The organism is Dorea sp. AGR2135, assembly GCF_000420885.1.
Taxonomy (GTDB): domain Bacteria; phylum Bacillota; class Clostridia; order Lachnospirales; family Lachnospiraceae; genus Dorea; species Dorea formicigenerans.
On the sequence record NZ_ATVU01000022.1, the window covers coordinates 41096 to 57626 of the forward strand.

Here is a 16531-nt window from a genome sequence, read left to right on the forward strand (position 1 = left end):
GCCATCTCCTTTCTGATTTACTCTATAGGTCGTCATCTTTCTTTTCTGACATTTCTGTTATCTATGATTACTTTCAATTTCACCACCATCTGATATCCGAGATATCCAGCAAGGATTCCAACGACAATACCTCCCAAAATATCTGTTGGATAATGCACATACAAATATAACCTTGAAAACGCTATGAAACAGGAAAGTATCAATGCTGGTTTCCATAACATTTTTTCTCCAGCAAAATAAAGTGCTGCCACTGCGGCAAATGATGCTGCTGTATGACCGGATGGGAATGAAAAATCATCTGGTCTTGCAACTAAAAGCTGAATAGAAGTATTGATATCACACGGACGGATTCTTCCAATAAAAGGTTTCAATATTCCATTACATAAGACAATGTCTACTGCCAATGCTGCCACTACGATTGCCCCGGTTTTTCTTGTTTTGGGGATCAGCAATAATATAACTGCCAAAATAATCCATATAGCACCTGCATCCCCTAACTTGGTTATCATGCACATCAAACTATCTAATATAGGAGTCCGAATTTCCTGTATCATATCCAGGATTTTGAATTCCATTCCCATACTCGTCACTTCTTTCTATCAATTCTCTAACTGTTATTTCTGTTTTTCCCCAACTTCTGTGAAAACACTTGCATTCCTACCACCAATGCAACACCAGCTAAAAAAGCCAGAAAATGAAAAGTTTCCAGATTCATTGCTTTCTGCGGGGAAGCCAAAGTAGTTGGTCCCTGAAGAATTGCATAAAAAGAACCGAGCATCATTCCTAAAATCATATAAACTGCCTGAGGTCTGAATTTTTCCAGACAGATCTGTATTGCCTTCACTACAGTAACAACTCCAGTCAATACCCCAACACCAAAGAACGCCAAACCTGGGACATAGGATAAATCCATTCCAAGAACTCCTCTTACTGCTGAAATAACCGGCAGATAAGCTCCAAAAATAAGAAGCAGCGTAGAACCGGAAATTCCTGGCAGAAACATAGCGGATATGGCAACCATGCCAATCAAAAACAATTTGATTCCCATCCCTATGGAAAACTGCCCCAGATTCATAGACGCATTTCCCATTTTCCCATTGAGCCATGTAATACCTACTACAATCACAATACCTAACAGACAAAACAGTATTCCTTTTCCCATTTCTTTAAAACTATCTTTTTCCTCTCGAATAATCAAAGGGATAGAGCCTGCGATAAATCCAATAAACAATGAACTGACCACATAAATATGACTTTCAAACAGAGAAGATAAAATCAGGACTGCCAAAATCATACCTGCTAACCAGCCAATCCCCAATTTCACCAGAAACTTAAGAGCCTCTTTCTTTTTATCCATGTTTCCAAATACAAAATCATGAATGGAGCCAATAAACCGGTCATAAAATCCCATGATAAAAGCAACTGTACCTCCTGATACTCCCGGCACACTATCAGCCAGTGCCATGCAAAATCCTCCGATTCCTTCCTTTAACATCATAAAAACCTCCTGTTTGTTTTATGGGATTATCTTAACAATCCACTTTAAACAAACAGGAGGTTCATTCCTAAACAATTCCTAAACAATATTTTAATTTCATGCATGAATCTATATCAGTGCAAGTAATATGGTTCCGACAACAATACATCCCAAACCTGCAGTTGCTTTCTTTGTAAGCTTTTCATGAAAAACAATCCATGAAAATACAATTGTAACAAGAATGCTCAGTTTATCAATGGGCACTACTACACTGGCAGGACCACTTTGCAATGCCCGGTAATAACACATCCAGGATGCACCTGTGGCAAGTCCGGACAACGCAATAAATCCTACTTCTTTCTTTTCAATCTCTTTTATCTGATGATATTTTCCAGTAACAATAACCATCATCCATGCCATCAGAAGCACGACAGAAGTGCGGATAGCTGTTCCTAAATTAGAATCCACCCCTTCTATTCCAATTTTCCCAAGAATTGCTGTAAGACTTGCAAACACAGCTGACAATACCGCATAAACTAGCCACTCTTTGTTGCCTTCTTTATGATTTTCTGACATATCTTCTTTTTTCGTAATCATCAGCATGGTGCCAACTCCGATCAAAATAACGGAAACTCCTTTGCTGAAACTCAGACCTTCATGGAGAAAAATCAACGCCAATATGATCGTTAATACAGTACTTGATTTGTCAATCGGCACAACTTTATTGATGTCCCCCTTTTGCAGTGCATGAAAATAGCATAACCAGGAAGCTCCTGTAGCCAGCCCTGACAGCATCAAAAACAGTAAGGTTTTTCCACTGATCTGTGTGATTCCTGTTCCGGTTCCTGTAATCAACACCATCAGCCAGGAAAATATCAATACCACAACTGTACGCAAAGCTGTTGCCACATCTGAATCTGTCTTTCTAATTCCACATTTCGCCAGAATCGATGTGATTCCTGCAAAAAAGGAAGACCCTATCGCATAGAACATCCACATTTCGTTTCTCCCCCTTATTTATTCAATCGATATCCGGCTCCCCAAACTGTTTCCAGAATTTTAGGGTTCTTACTGTCATCCTCAATTTTGTCACGGATCCGGTTGATATGTACCATGACCGTTGCGCTGTCACCCACATAATCATACCCCCATATTTCCTCAAATAGCTGCTCTTTTGAAAATACAATGTTTGGGTTCATGGCAAAAAACTTCAAAAGTTCAAATTCCCGGTTTGGGAATTTAATTTCCCGATCACCCTTATAGACTTTCCAGCTGTTCACGAGAATCCTCAGATCATGAACCCGTATTTCTTCCGGACTTTCCTCCGATGTCGGAACTATTTTCTGTTTCATACGTTCATATTGCCGCAGATTTGCATTTACTCTGGCCACCAGTTCTGCAGGGTCAAATGGTTTCGAAATATAATCATCTGCTCCAATCCCCAGACCCCTGATCTTATCTACAGATTCTGTCCTCGCAGTGACCATAAGAATGGGGATATCCACTCGGTCCCGAATTTCACGGCAGATCTCATATCCATTTTTTCCCGGAAGCATCAGATCCAGCAAAATCAGATCAAAATGCTCCTTTTCAATCACCCCTTCCACTTCCGTTCCTTCAGAAAGAATTCTTGTTTCAAATCCTGCAGACTCCAGATACGCCTCTTCAACCATACTGATATCCGCATCATCCTCTACAATCAGGATCTTTTTACTGTTTTCCATTATCCTCTGCTTCTCCTTTCCCTGATATCGGCAACTTCAGGCAGACCTCAAATCCATCTGCATTCTCTGCTCTGACGCTGCCTCCCATTGCTCCGGCAAGATATTTCACAATGTAAAGCCCCAGCCCATTTCCTTCCTTCTTGTTTCTGGATTCATCTCCCCGATAGAATTCTTCAAAAATATACGGCAGTTTTTCCTTCGGCACACCAACACCGTTGTCCTTAAAACAGATACTTAATCCCATGGGCGTCTTGCTCAATACAATATTGATTTTGAGAGGAATAATTTCTCCATATTTTCTACTATTCTCCAATAGATTATCAAAGATCCTCTGAAGTTGTTCCGGATCAACCAATACATCTGCCTTTATTCCTTTCGTATCCAAAGTCATTTCTTCTTTTCCTGTTTCCATGAGCTCCTGTTTTGCTTGTACATAATTTTGCAGGAATTCTGAAATTTCCAGTTTCTGGAGGGAAATCGGCATATTTCCAGTTTCCATTTTTGAAAGATAAAAAAGCTGATTCAAAAGCATATCCATATCACCGGTCCTTCGATAAGCTGCCTGCAAAAACTGATTCTGTTTTTCCGGGGATGATGCGATGCCATCCATTAATCCCTTGATGGTTCCCCGAATTGCTGTAAGCGGTGTGCGCAGATCATGAGAAATTCCTGCGATCATATCCGTTCTCGCCTTCTCATATTTCCGGTTTTTTTCCTGCTCCTCTAAAATGTGCTTCTGCATATCATTAAACGTATCACATACATCTTCAAATTCTATATCTCCGGTATATGTGATGTCCTGTGACAAATCATTTCCCTTGATTCTTTTCGCACCTTCCGACAGGGCATCCAGCGGCTCCATAATATGATTGGTAAGATTTTTGGTAAATATCTGGCTGATGATCACTAAAACAATAATACAAAGGATACCATCCAGTCCAAAGAAAAGAAGAAACTCATTCCGCTGAAACGTCCAGTCTATAATCAGATCTTCCAACCCATCCTCATCTACAATCTGTTCCACGGATGTTCTTATTTCTTTTTCAATTGCCTCTGAGTATCCTTTGATAATAACTAAATTGATCGCCAAAAAGACAAGTAAACTCACCAGCACCATAAATGCATTGGAGATAAAAATTCTTTTTTTTACGCTTCCCTGTTTCATTCCACTTTCTCCTTCCTCCAACCACCAAAAGCGCCCTATGGCACATCTTGGGATTATAAGCGGTCGCCATACAAACTACAGAAAGGGAATCTATCGATTCCCTTCTCCACTGATTTTTAGTCTTCTAAACCAGGCACTCTATGATTAACTGTCCACTGATTCTTCTTTATGTTCTTCTTTCGTTTCTTCTTTATTTTCTTTCAGGCTTGTACCACAGTTGCTGCAGTAATCAGCATCTGTGTCCAATATCTGCTCACAATGTGGACATATTTTTTTCAACGCTGCTCCGCATCTGTCGCAGTATTTTTCTTCTCCATACTTGATTTTTCCACAATTCTCACAGGTTCCCATAATAGCAGCATATGCATAAAGTGCTGCGACTGCAACAATATGAAAGAATACAGTTGCCAAAATCCATAAAGTATTATTTGTCCCCAGATGGCTGGACTTCCTATATACACAGATCAAGCACAGAATCCAATACCAGATTGCAGGTATAGTTCCTATTATACCGCAGATTGTAAGAAACACAATAACTGATTCCCAGCAAAACATTTCTCTTTCAAAAACTCCATGCATTGCTGCCAGCAAGACCAAAATTAAAACCACACTGCTTACAACAAATATCAATGCCGCTCTTTTAAGATTCATTTTTAACACCCATTTTTTCCACTTTTCTATCATGGCAATACCTCCTTGTAATGATACTGTTATCATACTGTTTTCAATTAAACAAAGTATGATATGAAAGTTAAACAATTCCTAAACAAATTGTTCCGTCATCCCTCTATGTAAAACCGGATTCATGTGCCATATTTTTTTCTGTTCCGCTCTCAATAACATTTCCACCGCTGCTAAAATATACTCACAATCAGTTTCATAGTTTCCTGCTTGCCTTAAATATTCTGCATGTAAAATTTCAATGTTTACACAAGAAACCGGAGTATCTTTCATTTCCTGAGATTTCCATTGATCTATTGCGGTACCAAAGCAACTATGAAGTTCTTTTTCATATTTGCGATGATCTTTTACATTTCCCGAAAATAATCTATTATGCGGAAAAGTAAATACATCTGCTGTATAATGCATTAACTTTCCAAAATGATAATATTCCCGAACTCCCCATTTCTTTTTTTCCTGCGTAGAATTAAATATTTTTTTAATTACGGGTAATATATTCTCATAATCATGACCATGAAACTTTTTCCCTTTTAACATCCCGTGTAAATATGTAAAAGGATTTTTATCTGGTTCTATATTCCCATAAATAAATGCTTTCTTACAGATATAAGGAATACGCTTTCGTGACATTTCCGATGCAAACATTTCAGCAAGCTTTTTATGATCTCTCGTCTGCATATTAAATACTCCCTTTCATTTCTATTATATTAAGTTACCATACTACTTACAGTAAGTGGAAATCCCCTTCGCTCCATCTTCCCTTTTATACTTTCTGGGGATTTTACTCTTGTTTCTATATTCTCAATTGGGTTGCGATCTTTGCAGGCCTGAAACTCCTGTCTGAGTATTTCTAGCTTGGCTGTCAGTTGACAAATACCCGCTTGATAAAAAAAGACAATCTGGTTATATTGTTCCGTAATATTTAAAGCATCACTGGCTATTGGAAGAAAAATATTTTCTTCTTCCTCTGGATTCAGTTGTTCTACCTCTACAATTTCAGAATTGCCAACCTTACGATTGACTATTTTTTTCAAAATATTCTTCATTCGATTGTTTCACCTCCTGTTTGATAAAATCATAAAATAGAATCATAAATACAAAAGTGAAAATACCTAAACTTTTGTTAAACTTTTTCTGTCAAATGGCACTGCTGAATAAAAATAAGCGGTACTGTTTCTTTAACAAATACCGCTTACTTCTCTAAATAACATGAATTAATTAAAAAACGTATTTTTCTCACATTCATATTTTTCAAGACATTTTCTCAATTCAAACTCAATTTCTGCTCAATGCCTTCCCTTTCTGATTTTTGTATGCTTATCCCACAGCAGGCCAGTACCACACAGGTACGAACTGCTGTGGAAATCAATACAAAAACAGGAGGGATTTTTTATGAGAGAAATCAGAAACACAAAAATCATTGCCGTGGATCATGGATACGGCAACATTAAAACTGCCAATACAGTCACACCTACCGGAATCACCGCTTATGAAACAGAGCCAATCTTTACCGGAAACATTCTTGAATACAACGGAACCTATTACCGTATCGGCGAAGGGCACAAAGAATTTATCCCGGATAAGGCTATGGATGAAGATTATTATCTCCTGACACTGATGGCAGTGGCACGGGAATTAAATGTCTTTTCCATCCATGAAGCAGATGTCCATCTGGCTGCCGGGCTTCCCCTGACATGGATCCGGAACCAGCGTGAGGCATTCCGCTCCTATCTGCTCCAAAACCCGGAAGTCCGCTTCTCATTTAACAGCAAAGACTATCACATCCGCTTTGTGGGATGCAGTCTTTACCCACAGGGATATCCGGCTGTTGTGAACCATCTGGGAGATTTTAAGGGACCCAATCTCCTTGCAGATATCGGGAACGGAACCATGAATATCCTATATATCAACAACAAAAAAGCTCAGGAGAGCCGCTGCTGGACAGAAAAATTCGGGGTAAACCAGTGCATGATTGCCGTAAAGAATGCCATTCTGGACAGGTTTGGAGTAAAAATCGAGGAATCTACCGTAGAACAGATTCTTCGGTTCGGAACAGCTGATATTGCCGCACCGTATCTGGACTGCATTACAGCAGTTGCCAGACAGTATGTGGCTGATATTTTCGCCATACTCCGCAAATATGAATACAGCCCTGACCTGATGCGGCTGTACGTGGTAGGCGGTGGCGGCTGCCTGATCCGGAATTTTGGAACGTATGACAAAGCCCGTGTCACAATCCTTGATGATATCTGTGCTACAGCGAAAGGTTACGAATATCTGGCACAGATGAACCTGAAAAGGAGGGAGTAGCCGATGAGAAACAATATCCGAAGCACAAACCTCCGCTTTAATCTGGAGAAAGATCTGCAAAGGAAAGCCTGGGAATATCTGCAGACCATGGACAAGCAGGAATTCAGATCCTACAGCCATGTAATTGCCCTCGCCCTGGTCGATTATTTTGACCGTTATTACCGCACACAGGAAGACCCTTATCTGGAAACAAGGGAACGGGAAGAACATTTTGTAAACCAGATCGTAGAGGCAGTGGAAAGAAGCCTGGAACATGCACTTCCCCTCTTCCTCTCCGGGCTGACAGCAGGACTGACACAAAGGGAGCCCCAAAACAGGGCATCCTTTCCGGCACCGGAAGAATCTGGACCGGAAGCAGATGTAGACTGGGATTTTCTCGGAGAATAACGGGAGGTAAGGAGGTGAACACATGACAGAATTTTTGACACCAGACACCAACTTGCCGCCTTATATGGTATTTCCCCGGTTCCTTCTGGATATGGAGCTGAATGAAACAACGAAGCTACTCTACATGGTTCTGCTTGACCGTGCAAGACTTTCCCTGAAAAACGAAGGCTGGACGGATGAATCCGGTCATGTGTTCCTTTACTTTACCATCGAATCCATGGCAGAAGTCCTCCACAAAAGCCAGATGACCATAAAAACATCCCTGGCCGCACTGGAAAAACAGGATTTGATCCTCCGAAAACGCCAGGGTGCCGGACATCCGAACCGGATCTATGTGAAATTCCCGGAAAAAGCATTCTGCCAGACAGACAACATTCTTTCCGTAAGACAGACAGAAAACTGTCCGGCTGACAGACAGGATTCTTTCCCTGAGACAGACAGAAAACTGTCCGGTAATAAGAAAGAGAGAAATAAGAACCATTTATCAAAAAAAGAGAGTCAGGAAAAGCGCTCTCCCTATGGAAATTTTCAAAATGTCTTCCTTTCAGAAAAAGAACTGGAAGAACTCAAACATGCAGTCCCTGACTGGCAGGATTACATTGAACGTTTATCCGGCTACATGGCTTCCACCGGAAAACAATATCATAACCATGCAGCCACCATCGTCAGCTGGGCAAGGCAAGACCATCCTCCTGCCCGGCAGAGAAATTACGAAAGCGAGGAATATGAAACACTATGAAAAAATTTACAGACAAATTTACAAATCAGTTTGAAAACTGGGAATTACAGCCGGATGAATATTTGAATGAATCCGACCACTTGATCTACTGCACAAAATGCCATACTCCAAGGCAGGGCAGATACACGCTGCAGGGCAGGGTATTTATGCCTCCCATCCGTTGTAAATGTCAGCAGGAAATCTATGACCAGGAAGAAGCCAGACGGAAACTATCAGAAAGGCAGGCAGAGATCAAGCGGATGAAAGCCAGCGGGTTACAGGATAAGTCTCTTTATGATTATACCTTTGAAAAAGATACCGGCATCAATCCGGAAATGCATCTTGCCCACAAATATGTAGAAAACTGGGATGATATGAAAGCCAGATCCTCCGGTCTTCTCCTCTGGGGAGATGTGGGTACCGGAAAATCCTTCTTCGCAGGGTGCATTGCCAATGCCCTTCTGGAAAAGGGTGTTCCGGTGCTGATGACAAATTTTTCCCGGATTCTGAATACCCTGAGCGGAATGCATTTTGAAGACAGGAACCAGTTTATCGACAGTCTGAACCGATATAGCCTGCTGATCATTGATGACCTTGGGATTGAACGGAATTCTGAATTTGCCCTTGAACAGGTATTCAATGTGATTGACAGCCGTTACCGCAGCAAAAAGCCACTGATCGTAACGACCAACCTCACCTTGGAAGAATTGAACAAGCCAACTGACATGGCGCACAGCCGAATCTATGACAGGATTTTGGAACGCTGTGCTCCCATCCGAATCAACAACCGCAATATCCGAAAGGACAATGCCTCTGCAAATCTACATGAAGCGAAAAAAATATTGTTGTAATGACATTCTGTATCAAAAATAACAGAAATTGGTGCCATATGATACCCATAATCACTTAGCGGCGATACTGCTCTCTCCATTGATGCACATTGATTGAATGTATCGCTGCTATTTCCAGAAAAATCAGTACCAGTTATGAAAAATCAAAACCAAAAAAGCCCGGAAACGGGCATAAAAAAGGAGGTGCCAGACATGGCAGATAAAAAGACTATGATACCGGAAGAAAAAGCACTTTTACAGGCAAAGCACCGGCAAGAGGAAGCCGAAGCAAGAAACCGAAAAAAAGAACGGAATGCCAGAACACACAGATTGATCCAGGAAGGGGCTATTCTTGAAAGCGTTGCTCCGCATGTCCGGGAGATGGATTTAGATCTCTTGAAACGGGAACTTCTGATCCGGTTACGAGGGCTGTAGATACCGAAATTCTACTCCCGAAGGGCGCACTTACTCACCACCTCAAAGAGGCGGTGGTATCCTTCCCGTTGATCAGGCTCGTGCGCTCTGCCGAGGGCTATCCGCTGTTGCAGGCAACACCGGCTATGCAGCCATTACAATCTGCTTCTATCCGATTGTAAGTATTTCGGATTTTCCGAAACACTCCGCTAAAAACATTTACCGGATATGGCTGCCTGATAAAACCTGCCCCCGGCAGCTTTTATTCAGTTTTGGATAAAACAAAAAAATCCATAAAAACCCAATTCAGATAATTTACCCTCACAGAAAGGAGGTACATGTCTATGGCAATTTACCACATGGAAGCCAAGGTCATCAGCCGTGGAACCGGACGCTCTGCTGTTGCGGCTTCCGCCTATATGAGCTGCAGCCGGATGTACAATGATTATGACGGAATCCAGCACGACTATACCCGGAAACATGGTCTGGTCTATCAGGAAGTGATGCTTCCGCCGATGGCTCCGACTGAATGGAAAGACAGGGAACAACTCTGGAATGCCGTGGAAGATGCAGAGAAAACAAAAGACAGCCGACTGGCAAGAGAATTCGTTATTGCTCTCCCTATAGAGCTGGATACCGACAGCAATATCTCTCTTCTTCAAAATTTTATTAAAAAGAACTTTGTAGATATGGGAATGTGTGCTGATTTTGCCATCCACGACACCGATAGACACAATCCCCATGCACACATTCTCCTGACTGTCCGACCTCTGAACGAAAATGGTACATGGCAGTACAAAACAGAAAAAGAATACCTCTGTATAAAGAACGGAGAAGAAAAAGAATTTACTGCTTCTGAATTTAGAGAAGCACAAAAAGAAGGCTGGGAAAAACAATACCGCTATAAGTCAGGAAAAAAGAAAATCTATCTGACTCCATCCGCAGCACAGGAAAAAGGCTATGAACGTGTTGACAAACATCCCAAAAGCACCCGGTATGGCAGGCAAAATCCTATTTCCGAGCAATGGAACAGTGATGAACAACTCTGCCTCTGGAGAGCAAACTGGGCAGATACCGTCAATCGAGAGTTAGAATGCCGTCAGATTGATACACGGATTGACCATCGTAGTTTTTCCGATCAGGGCATTACAGAACAGCCGACAATCCACGAAGGATATATTGCAAGAGATATGGAAAAGAAAGGCATAATTTCTGACCGATGCGAACTGAACCGGCAAATCCGTTCGGATAACCGTCTGCTTGGAGAATTGAAAAGGCAAGTCGCAAAGCTGACAAAATCTATCAAAGAGAGTATCCCTGCAATCGCCGAAGCACTGGAAAATATCCGTGGTACCATGATCATCTTCCAATACCAGATGCTCCATAACGAAATGCAGACCACTTCCGCTAAAGAATGGATAAAAATGACAAAGCCCGTAGTAGAAAAATACAAAGCCACCAAACAGAAAATCAACAAAAAGCAGGAAGAACGGAAAGTCTTGAAAACGAAGAAGCAGAAGCTTAGCATCTTAAATCCCTTACAGCATTATCAGCTGAATCAGCAGATCACCACATTAACCGAGGATATCGAAGAACTCAAGTCAAAAAAGAATTTCCTTATGGGAGAAATCTACTGCCATAACGACGCAGAAATGAAAAATACAGAATCCACTCTAAAACAACAGTCCGCCTTTCTGGAAAAACTGGCTGCACAACGCCAGGCACTGAATGAACAACTTGGAAAAAACCTCAAAAAATTCATAGACCTGAAATTTTCTGTAGTTTCCGAAAAATCCGAGGAATTACTGGATGCCAGAGTATCTTTCCGTGACTTTGTCCGTGATCGGATTGTTTCCAGACTGCGTGACGTTTATGGAAAGAAATTTGAGTACGACAGACTGAACGATGCCTCTGATTACATTGATGGCTGTATACAGGAAGATCCCTATCTTTTTCGGGAACGTGCCCGGCAGAAAGCCTGGGAGCAAGAACAAGAAAGAAAACGAAATCAACCGAATAAAGCTAAGAATAAAAGTAGCGGCTATGAGCTCTGACAATAATCAATATTTTCTAAAAAGAAGCTCAATCCACTCGGAAGATTGGGCTTCTTAATTGTTGGTAAGAAATTTTAAACGTTGCTCTATTTTCTATAATTATTCTCAGGCAAGTAGAATACCTCTAGTTCAACTTCATTCTAATCAAAATCCATTTCCACATAATAATCTTTGATAAAAAAGGACCAATAATGCTCCTGCAGAGAATTAACTTCCAATATATCCAAATTAATCAGACACTGTGGTATCGATTCTTTTTTTCCTGTGCCTTGTTCGATGGGTAGCAAAAGATATATTAAACGACCATAATCTCCAGTTATAATAAGTATTAGCGGAGAAACATCGTGAGCCGTGATAATACTCACCCTTTATTGATTTTAACCACCTATATTATTGATAGAAAACCCACTATTTTTTTTACAAACAATACGTAACTTATGTGGAGCTTTTATTTTATGAGAACTTAATTTATATGACCAAATCATCATATCAAGTAAATCTTGCTGTGGAATAGATGCCCCCGCTCCACCATCAAATGATGTTGTTCCTGCCCCTAATATTGGTACGCATACATCTTTTTCAGAATAGTAATTCTCTAATTCTTTCCACAGTAAATCCAGGCACTCAAGATACTCGTCACGAGAAAAGAATCGACCTTTTCCTCTTTCATCTAATTTTGCAAATGCCATCAATAAGTCATCGCCATTCGGAACTATCGTTCCCGAATCATACCGAGTTTTATGCTGATACTTTGATTTACTTCGTGCCGGTGTAATTTGAGCAGCTTCAATTAGCTGTTCGACATCTAAATCTAAATGTGAAGATAAATACTGTCCACATATAGAATCTGGATTAATATCGGCGGTTGCACTGCCTACTTGTGTTGTAAAACACTCATCAAAATTGATAACTCTCTTACAATTCTTCTTTTTAAGTATATTTCCATACTCAACTCTAATCGAATAATTCTGGCCTTTGATTGTAACCCATCTTCGAAAATTCAGAAAAATCACATATAACAACGATGTTCCAATCCACACAAGTAAAAAACATACAAGACGCGAAATTATGATATTAACATCTTTGGCATCCAAATTAGTAAACCATTTACATTGTTCTAGAAGTTCTTCAGTCACCCATTCATATCTTCCAAAAAATGTCTCCGGTACAAAAGTAAATATACCTGTGACGATGCCAAATGCCCATGCTACGCTCTTAATGATGTAATTAATCAAAATCCGAGTACCTCTTTTATGTATGAATAATCTCCGACTTTCTTTCCATTAGCATCAATTTTCCAGAATGGTCTCGCGTCATCTTCGTAACCATCCATATAAGAAGGAAGCCAGTTTGATTCCTTCCTTGTGGAATTATATACGATAATGATTGTTTTTTTCTTCTTTTTTGCCTGTTCAAATTCATGACGAAGGTAGGAACAACTATTTATGTTTCCATAGTTGTCATTCTCGCCCGGCGTGGAAACGCTGAAAACTTTACACGCTTTAGTACCCTTAGGATTTTGCTTATATGGTGTACAATAACACTGCCATTGTTCTTTAGATGCACGTTCGCACTCACTTCCTGCTATGCGAGAACCGGTCTTATCTCCCACAACAAAAATCACAGCCGACGAAGCATTAATTTGGCTATTAAATTCTGCTTTCAAATCACAAATACGACAATCCGCGCTGTTGGCTACACTGCCAGACGAGACCTGCGACATATCAATGAAATCGACTTTATGAAGATTATCGCTTCCCCATTTATTTAATTCATCTACTACGTCTTGATCACCATTAGTCTTATCATAGTCAGCACTAATATAGACTTGCTTACTCATACAAATTATGCTCCTTTCTTCTAGCATTTCTTTTTTACATTATTTCCTATTCATAGGAGCCGATTGATAGCTTCCTTTTTGTTTATTAATAGCACATTCCCACGCTTTTGACAACCACTATAAATCTTAAAAGTCATTATACAGTTACTCCCCATACACACACTCAAGTGGAATATACCGCAACACAATGCTCTTTCAGATATTAGCACCACAATTTTCCGTAATTCCCGTAATGCAGCTCTTCATCTGTACTGACAAGATTCGGATAGTAAATTCCATCTGCTCCCAGTGTGTAGGTACCACCCATTTTTTCAAATGTGCTTTTCATGTGTTATTCCTCCTTGAAATCAGCGATATCCTTAGATCATCGCAAAATATTTCAGGGCAGCCTTGATAGCATCTTCTTTCTCTTTCGGACATTGTGGAACTCTTGCATTTTCTGATTTTGGAAGGTTATAGTTTTCTCCCACTTCAATTCCACATTTGCGTTTTATCTGAGAAATATATAAACTTGAAACCTTCAAGCCAAATTCTTTCAGCACATAATCTTTGATTTCCTGATAGGTAGCTTTCGTCTCTGCACTGGTTGCATCCAGCTCATCCAGATCCAAGTCGATCTCTATTGTGTCATCTGGTTTTTGTTGGGACAAAAGAACAACCGTCTCCACATGTGTCGTTACTACTATCGAAACACATTTTATCAACCTCGTTGCTGTCATGTGAACACAATTCGTCAGTCCTATGTCGTCCCCTTGCATTTTTTCTTTGTGGTTTAAATTTAGCACCATCTACACTATTCTTCAAGCCCGTTTTATAAACAAAGGTCAACTGTGCAGGGTCTACATTTCCATTTTCATCAAGTCCACCTACAATTACTTTTTCAACAATGCTTTCAAACACATATCGGTCAAATTTATCAAGAACCTCATTCTGTTCTAAAGTTTTCTTAAACTCTTTTAGACGTTTTTTTATGTCCTTTTCATTATCAGATGTTTCTTGTAATTTCTGTCTTTCTTCGACAAGCTGTTCTTGTTTACTTACTAAGTCAGCATATTTGCTTTCATAGGTTTCCTTATCAATAATTTCTTCCAGACGCATATCCACAAGTTTACTCTTTTTCTTCTCTAATGCGTCTATCTCTTTTTCTGCTTTTGCAAGTTGTTTCGACACTGCACTACTACTAAGCGTATCGTCCATTCTCTGCAAAAATTCTTCCAGAACATCTTTATTATCATCACACAACAAACGATAACTTTCTACAAACGCTTCTTCAATAGCTGTTTCTGGAATACCTTTGCTATGCTTACAGAATTTTTTGCCTTTCTTCGTAGCCGTTACACATTGCCATATAACCTTGCTGTACTGTGAACTACTGTGCCAATTACGCCTTGTTAAAGTACCACCGCAGAAACCACATTCCAGCATACAACTGAAAGCATATTTCCTACTATATTTTTCCCTCTTTGTGTTACCCTCTCCAATCTTTCCTCTATTGACATTTCTTCTGGCAAGAATTTCTTGTGCTTTTTCAAAAACTTCTTCGCTAATAATCGGTTCGTGATGATTGCGAATATAGAATTTATCTTCTTCTCCAAAATTTTCCAATCTTCGCTTTGAAATCGGGTCTACTGTAAAAGTTTTTCCTAACAATAAATCGCCTTTATATTTCTCATTCTTGATAATGCCAATAACTGTTGATTGTACCCATGTAGAACTTCCATACTTTGTTTTATATCCCAAATTTTCAAGTTCATGTGCAATAACAGAACCACCAGCACCCTCAATATACCGATTGAAAATATAACGTACAATTTCTGCTTCTTCTTCATTCACGGTAATTGTTTTCGTATCTTTATGATAATCATATCCAAGACACCCTTGAAAACCAACCAGCTCTCCCCGTTTCATTTTCATTTTCAAACCTTTTTTTACATTAGCAGATATATTCTCAACTTCCTGCTGTGCCACGGAACTAAGTACCACCAAAAGCAATTCTCCGTCCATAGTTAAAGTATTGATTTTCTCATCTTCAAAATATACTGCTATATTGCGTTCCTTTAACATACGAACATATTTCAAAGTATCTAGCGTATTTCTTGCAAATCTGGAAATAGATTTTGTAATAACCATATCAATTTCTCCATTCATGCAATCGTTTATCATACGCTGGAAATCTTCTCTTTTAGCCACTTGTGTACCTGTGATTGCTTCATCAGCATATATGTCTGCAAGTACCCATTCTTTATTCTTCTTAATCATATCTGTATAATAAGCTACCTGCGACTTATAACTGTTTAGCTGGTCTGCACTATCTGTACTAACCCTGCAATATGCACCAACACGCATAAGTTCAATCGTTTTTCCTCTTGTACGAGTTTGCAAATCATTCCTTGCTTTGATTACTTCTACTTCTTTCACAGAACCACTCCTTTTATATTTACATTTTGTATTCCCTTTGTAGTGTTATTATACAATATTCAAATATACAATTCAAGCGGTTATATCTGAAACAATTTTATAATCTTGCATAAGTTTTGATTTTACTAAAGCATATTCTTTTTCAGAAATCATTTTACGGGCAAGAAGTTGGTTCAACATGGCAATCTGCATACTATATCGTATTAGTTTTTTCTCCATATCAATTCCCCCTTGCTTGTTAATTTCTAAGCAGACAGACGGCTTTGGAAAGCTCCGTTAGTATCTCAACTATTCCCATTCTTGTGGGCAGAACCGCACCATGCGGACGTATCATTATTCTGTGAAGATAGGTCGTGGCAAAACGACTTTTCCAACAGTCGCTCTCGGATCACTGCGTGGGTCGCTCGCTTTCTTTTGAAAAGGTCGTGGCGTACAGTCCCCGTGGCTCGCTATCTCACAAACGTATCTGTCTGCTTTATTCAGTTGTCAAAGAGCTGTGGCGAAAGCGTGTTG

The 16531-nt window shown here is 39.9% G+C and carries 18 protein-coding genes and 2 pseudogenes; 6 read left to right on the top strand and 14 right to left on the bottom strand.

All coding sequences use genetic code 11. The annotated features are described in order from the left end of the window. Nucleotides 1–32: 32 nt before the first annotated feature. From G593_RS0113120 to G593_RS20880, 8 genes are all read right to left on the bottom strand, one after another. Complete coding sequence (locus tag G593_RS0113120; protein ID WP_029731975.1) at nucleotides 33–575, bottom strand: phosphatase PAP2 family protein; 543 nt, start codon at nucleotides 573–575, stop codon at nucleotides 33–35. A gap of 32 nt (nucleotides 576–607) precedes the next feature. After that, the gene (locus tag G593_RS0113125; protein WP_021739280.1) at nucleotides 608–1498 is read right to left on the bottom strand and encodes a DUF368 domain-containing protein; all 891 of its coding nucleotides are present in this window, start codon (nucleotides 1496–1498) and stop codon (nucleotides 608–610) included. Between the two features lie 108 nt (nucleotides 1499–1606). Continuing rightward, nucleotides 1607–2476: an EamA family transporter gene (locus G593_RS0113130; RefSeq protein WP_029731977.1), complete on the bottom strand. Its 870-nt coding sequence runs from the start codon at nucleotides 2474–2476 to the stop codon at nucleotides 1607–1609. A 14-nt stretch (nucleotides 2477–2490) separates the two neighbouring features. Next, entirely contained in the window at nucleotides 2491–3201 is a 711-nt protein-coding gene (locus G593_RS0113135; RefSeq protein WP_021739282.1) for a response regulator transcription factor, read from the bottom strand. Next, the gene (locus G593_RS0113140) at nucleotides 3188–4366 is read right to left on the bottom strand and encodes a sensor histidine kinase (protein ID WP_029731978.1); all 1179 of its coding nucleotides are present in this window, start codon (nucleotides 4364–4366) and stop codon (nucleotides 3188–3190) included. The genes G593_RS0113135 and G593_RS0113140 overlap by 14 nt, the downstream gene beginning before the upstream one ends. Before the next feature lie 144 nt (nucleotides 4367–4510). Further along, nucleotides 4511–5050 (bottom strand): zinc ribbon domain-containing protein, encoded by a 540-nt coding sequence (locus tag G593_RS19075; RefSeq protein WP_049946491.1) that lies wholly within the window; start codon nucleotides 5048–5050, stop codon nucleotides 4511–4513. 78 nt (nucleotides 5051–5128) lie between these two features. Then, on the bottom strand, nucleotides 5129–5725 hold the full coding sequence (locus tag G593_RS19080; protein WP_021739285.1) for a zinc dependent phospholipase C family protein: 597 nt from the start codon (nucleotides 5723–5725) through the stop codon (nucleotides 5129–5131). Nucleotides 5726–5754: 29 nt separating this feature from the next. Next, nucleotides 5755–6093 (bottom strand): hypothetical protein, encoded by a 339-nt coding sequence (locus G593_RS20880; RefSeq protein ID WP_029731980.1) that lies wholly within the window; start codon nucleotides 6091–6093, stop codon nucleotides 5755–5757. A 346-nt stretch (nucleotides 6094–6439) separates the two neighbouring features. On the opposite strand from G593_RS20880, the gene G593_RS0113160 reads away from it, so the two are divergent. The 6 genes from G593_RS0113160 to mobQ all read left to right on the top strand — a co-directional run bounded on the left by G593_RS0113160 (nucleotide 6440) and on the right by mobQ (nucleotide 11760). Further along, entirely contained in the window at nucleotides 6440–7357 is a 918-nt protein-coding gene (locus G593_RS0113160) for a ParM/StbA family protein (protein WP_029731981.1), read from the top strand. A gap of 3 nt (nucleotides 7358–7360) precedes the next feature. Further along, nucleotides 7361–7744, top strand: coding sequence for a hypothetical protein (locus tag G593_RS0113165; protein WP_029731982.1), 384 nt, complete (start codon nucleotides 7361–7363; stop codon nucleotides 7742–7744). Nucleotides 7745–7766: 22 nt separating this feature from the next. Next, nucleotides 7767–8483: a replication initiator protein A gene (locus G593_RS0113170; RefSeq protein ID WP_029731983.1), complete on the top strand. Its 717-nt coding sequence runs from the start codon at nucleotides 7767–7769 to the stop codon at nucleotides 8481–8483. Beyond that, nucleotides 8480–9313, top strand: a complete 834-nt coding sequence (locus G593_RS0113175) for an ATP-binding protein (RefSeq protein WP_029731984.1) — start codon at nucleotides 8480–8482, stop codon at nucleotides 9311–9313. The genes G593_RS0113170 and G593_RS0113175 overlap by 4 nt, the downstream gene beginning before the upstream one ends. Before the next feature lie 192 nt (nucleotides 9314–9505). Continuing rightward, the gene (locus tag G593_RS0113180; RefSeq protein ID WP_028087226.1) at nucleotides 9506–9727 is read left to right on the top strand and encodes a DUF3847 domain-containing protein; all 222 of its coding nucleotides are present in this window, start codon (nucleotides 9506–9508) and stop codon (nucleotides 9725–9727) included. A 323-nt stretch (nucleotides 9728–10050) separates the two neighbouring features. Next, the gene (gene mobQ / locus G593_RS0113185; protein WP_029731985.1) at nucleotides 10051–11760 is read left to right on the top strand and encodes a MobQ family relaxase; all 1710 of its coding nucleotides are present in this window, start codon (nucleotides 10051–10053) and stop codon (nucleotides 11758–11760) included. A 377-nt stretch (nucleotides 11761–12137) separates the two neighbouring features. Here the strand turns inward: mobQ and G593_RS0113195 are convergent, their stop codons facing one another. The 6 genes and pseudogenes from G593_RS0113195 to G593_RS0113220 all read right to left on the bottom strand — a co-directional run bounded on the left by G593_RS0113195 (nucleotide 12138) and on the right by G593_RS0113220 (nucleotide 16237). Further along, a complete protein-coding gene (locus tag G593_RS0113195; RefSeq protein WP_029731987.1) occupies nucleotides 12138–12995 on the bottom strand; it encodes a macro domain-containing protein in 858 nt (285 codons plus the stop codon). Beyond that, a complete protein-coding gene (locus G593_RS0113200) occupies nucleotides 12992–13600 on the bottom strand; it encodes a hypothetical protein (RefSeq protein ID WP_029731988.1) in 609 nt (202 codons plus the stop codon). The genes G593_RS0113195 and G593_RS0113200 overlap by 4 nt, the downstream gene beginning before the upstream one ends. Nucleotides 13601–13805: 205 nt before the next feature. Beyond that, nucleotides 13806–13928: pseudogene (locus G593_RS20215) on the bottom strand (TnpV protein); the annotation flags it as partial. 31 nt (nucleotides 13929–13959) lie between these two features. Beyond that, a pseudogene (locus tag G593_RS0113210) lies at nucleotides 13960–14277 on the bottom strand (23S rRNA (uracil(1939)-C(5))-methyltransferase RlmD); the annotation flags it as partial. After that, entirely contained in the window at nucleotides 14228–16018 is a 1791-nt protein-coding gene (locus G593_RS0113215) for a recombinase family protein (protein WP_029731990.1), read from the bottom strand. The pseudogene G593_RS0113210 and the gene G593_RS0113215, both read right to left, overlap by 50 nt. Nucleotides 16019–16090: 72 nt before the next feature. Beyond that, complete coding sequence (locus G593_RS0113220; RefSeq protein WP_005339673.1) at nucleotides 16091–16237, bottom strand: SHOCT domain-containing protein; 147 nt, start codon at nucleotides 16235–16237, stop codon at nucleotides 16091–16093. Nucleotides 16238–16531: the final 294 nt, after the last annotated feature.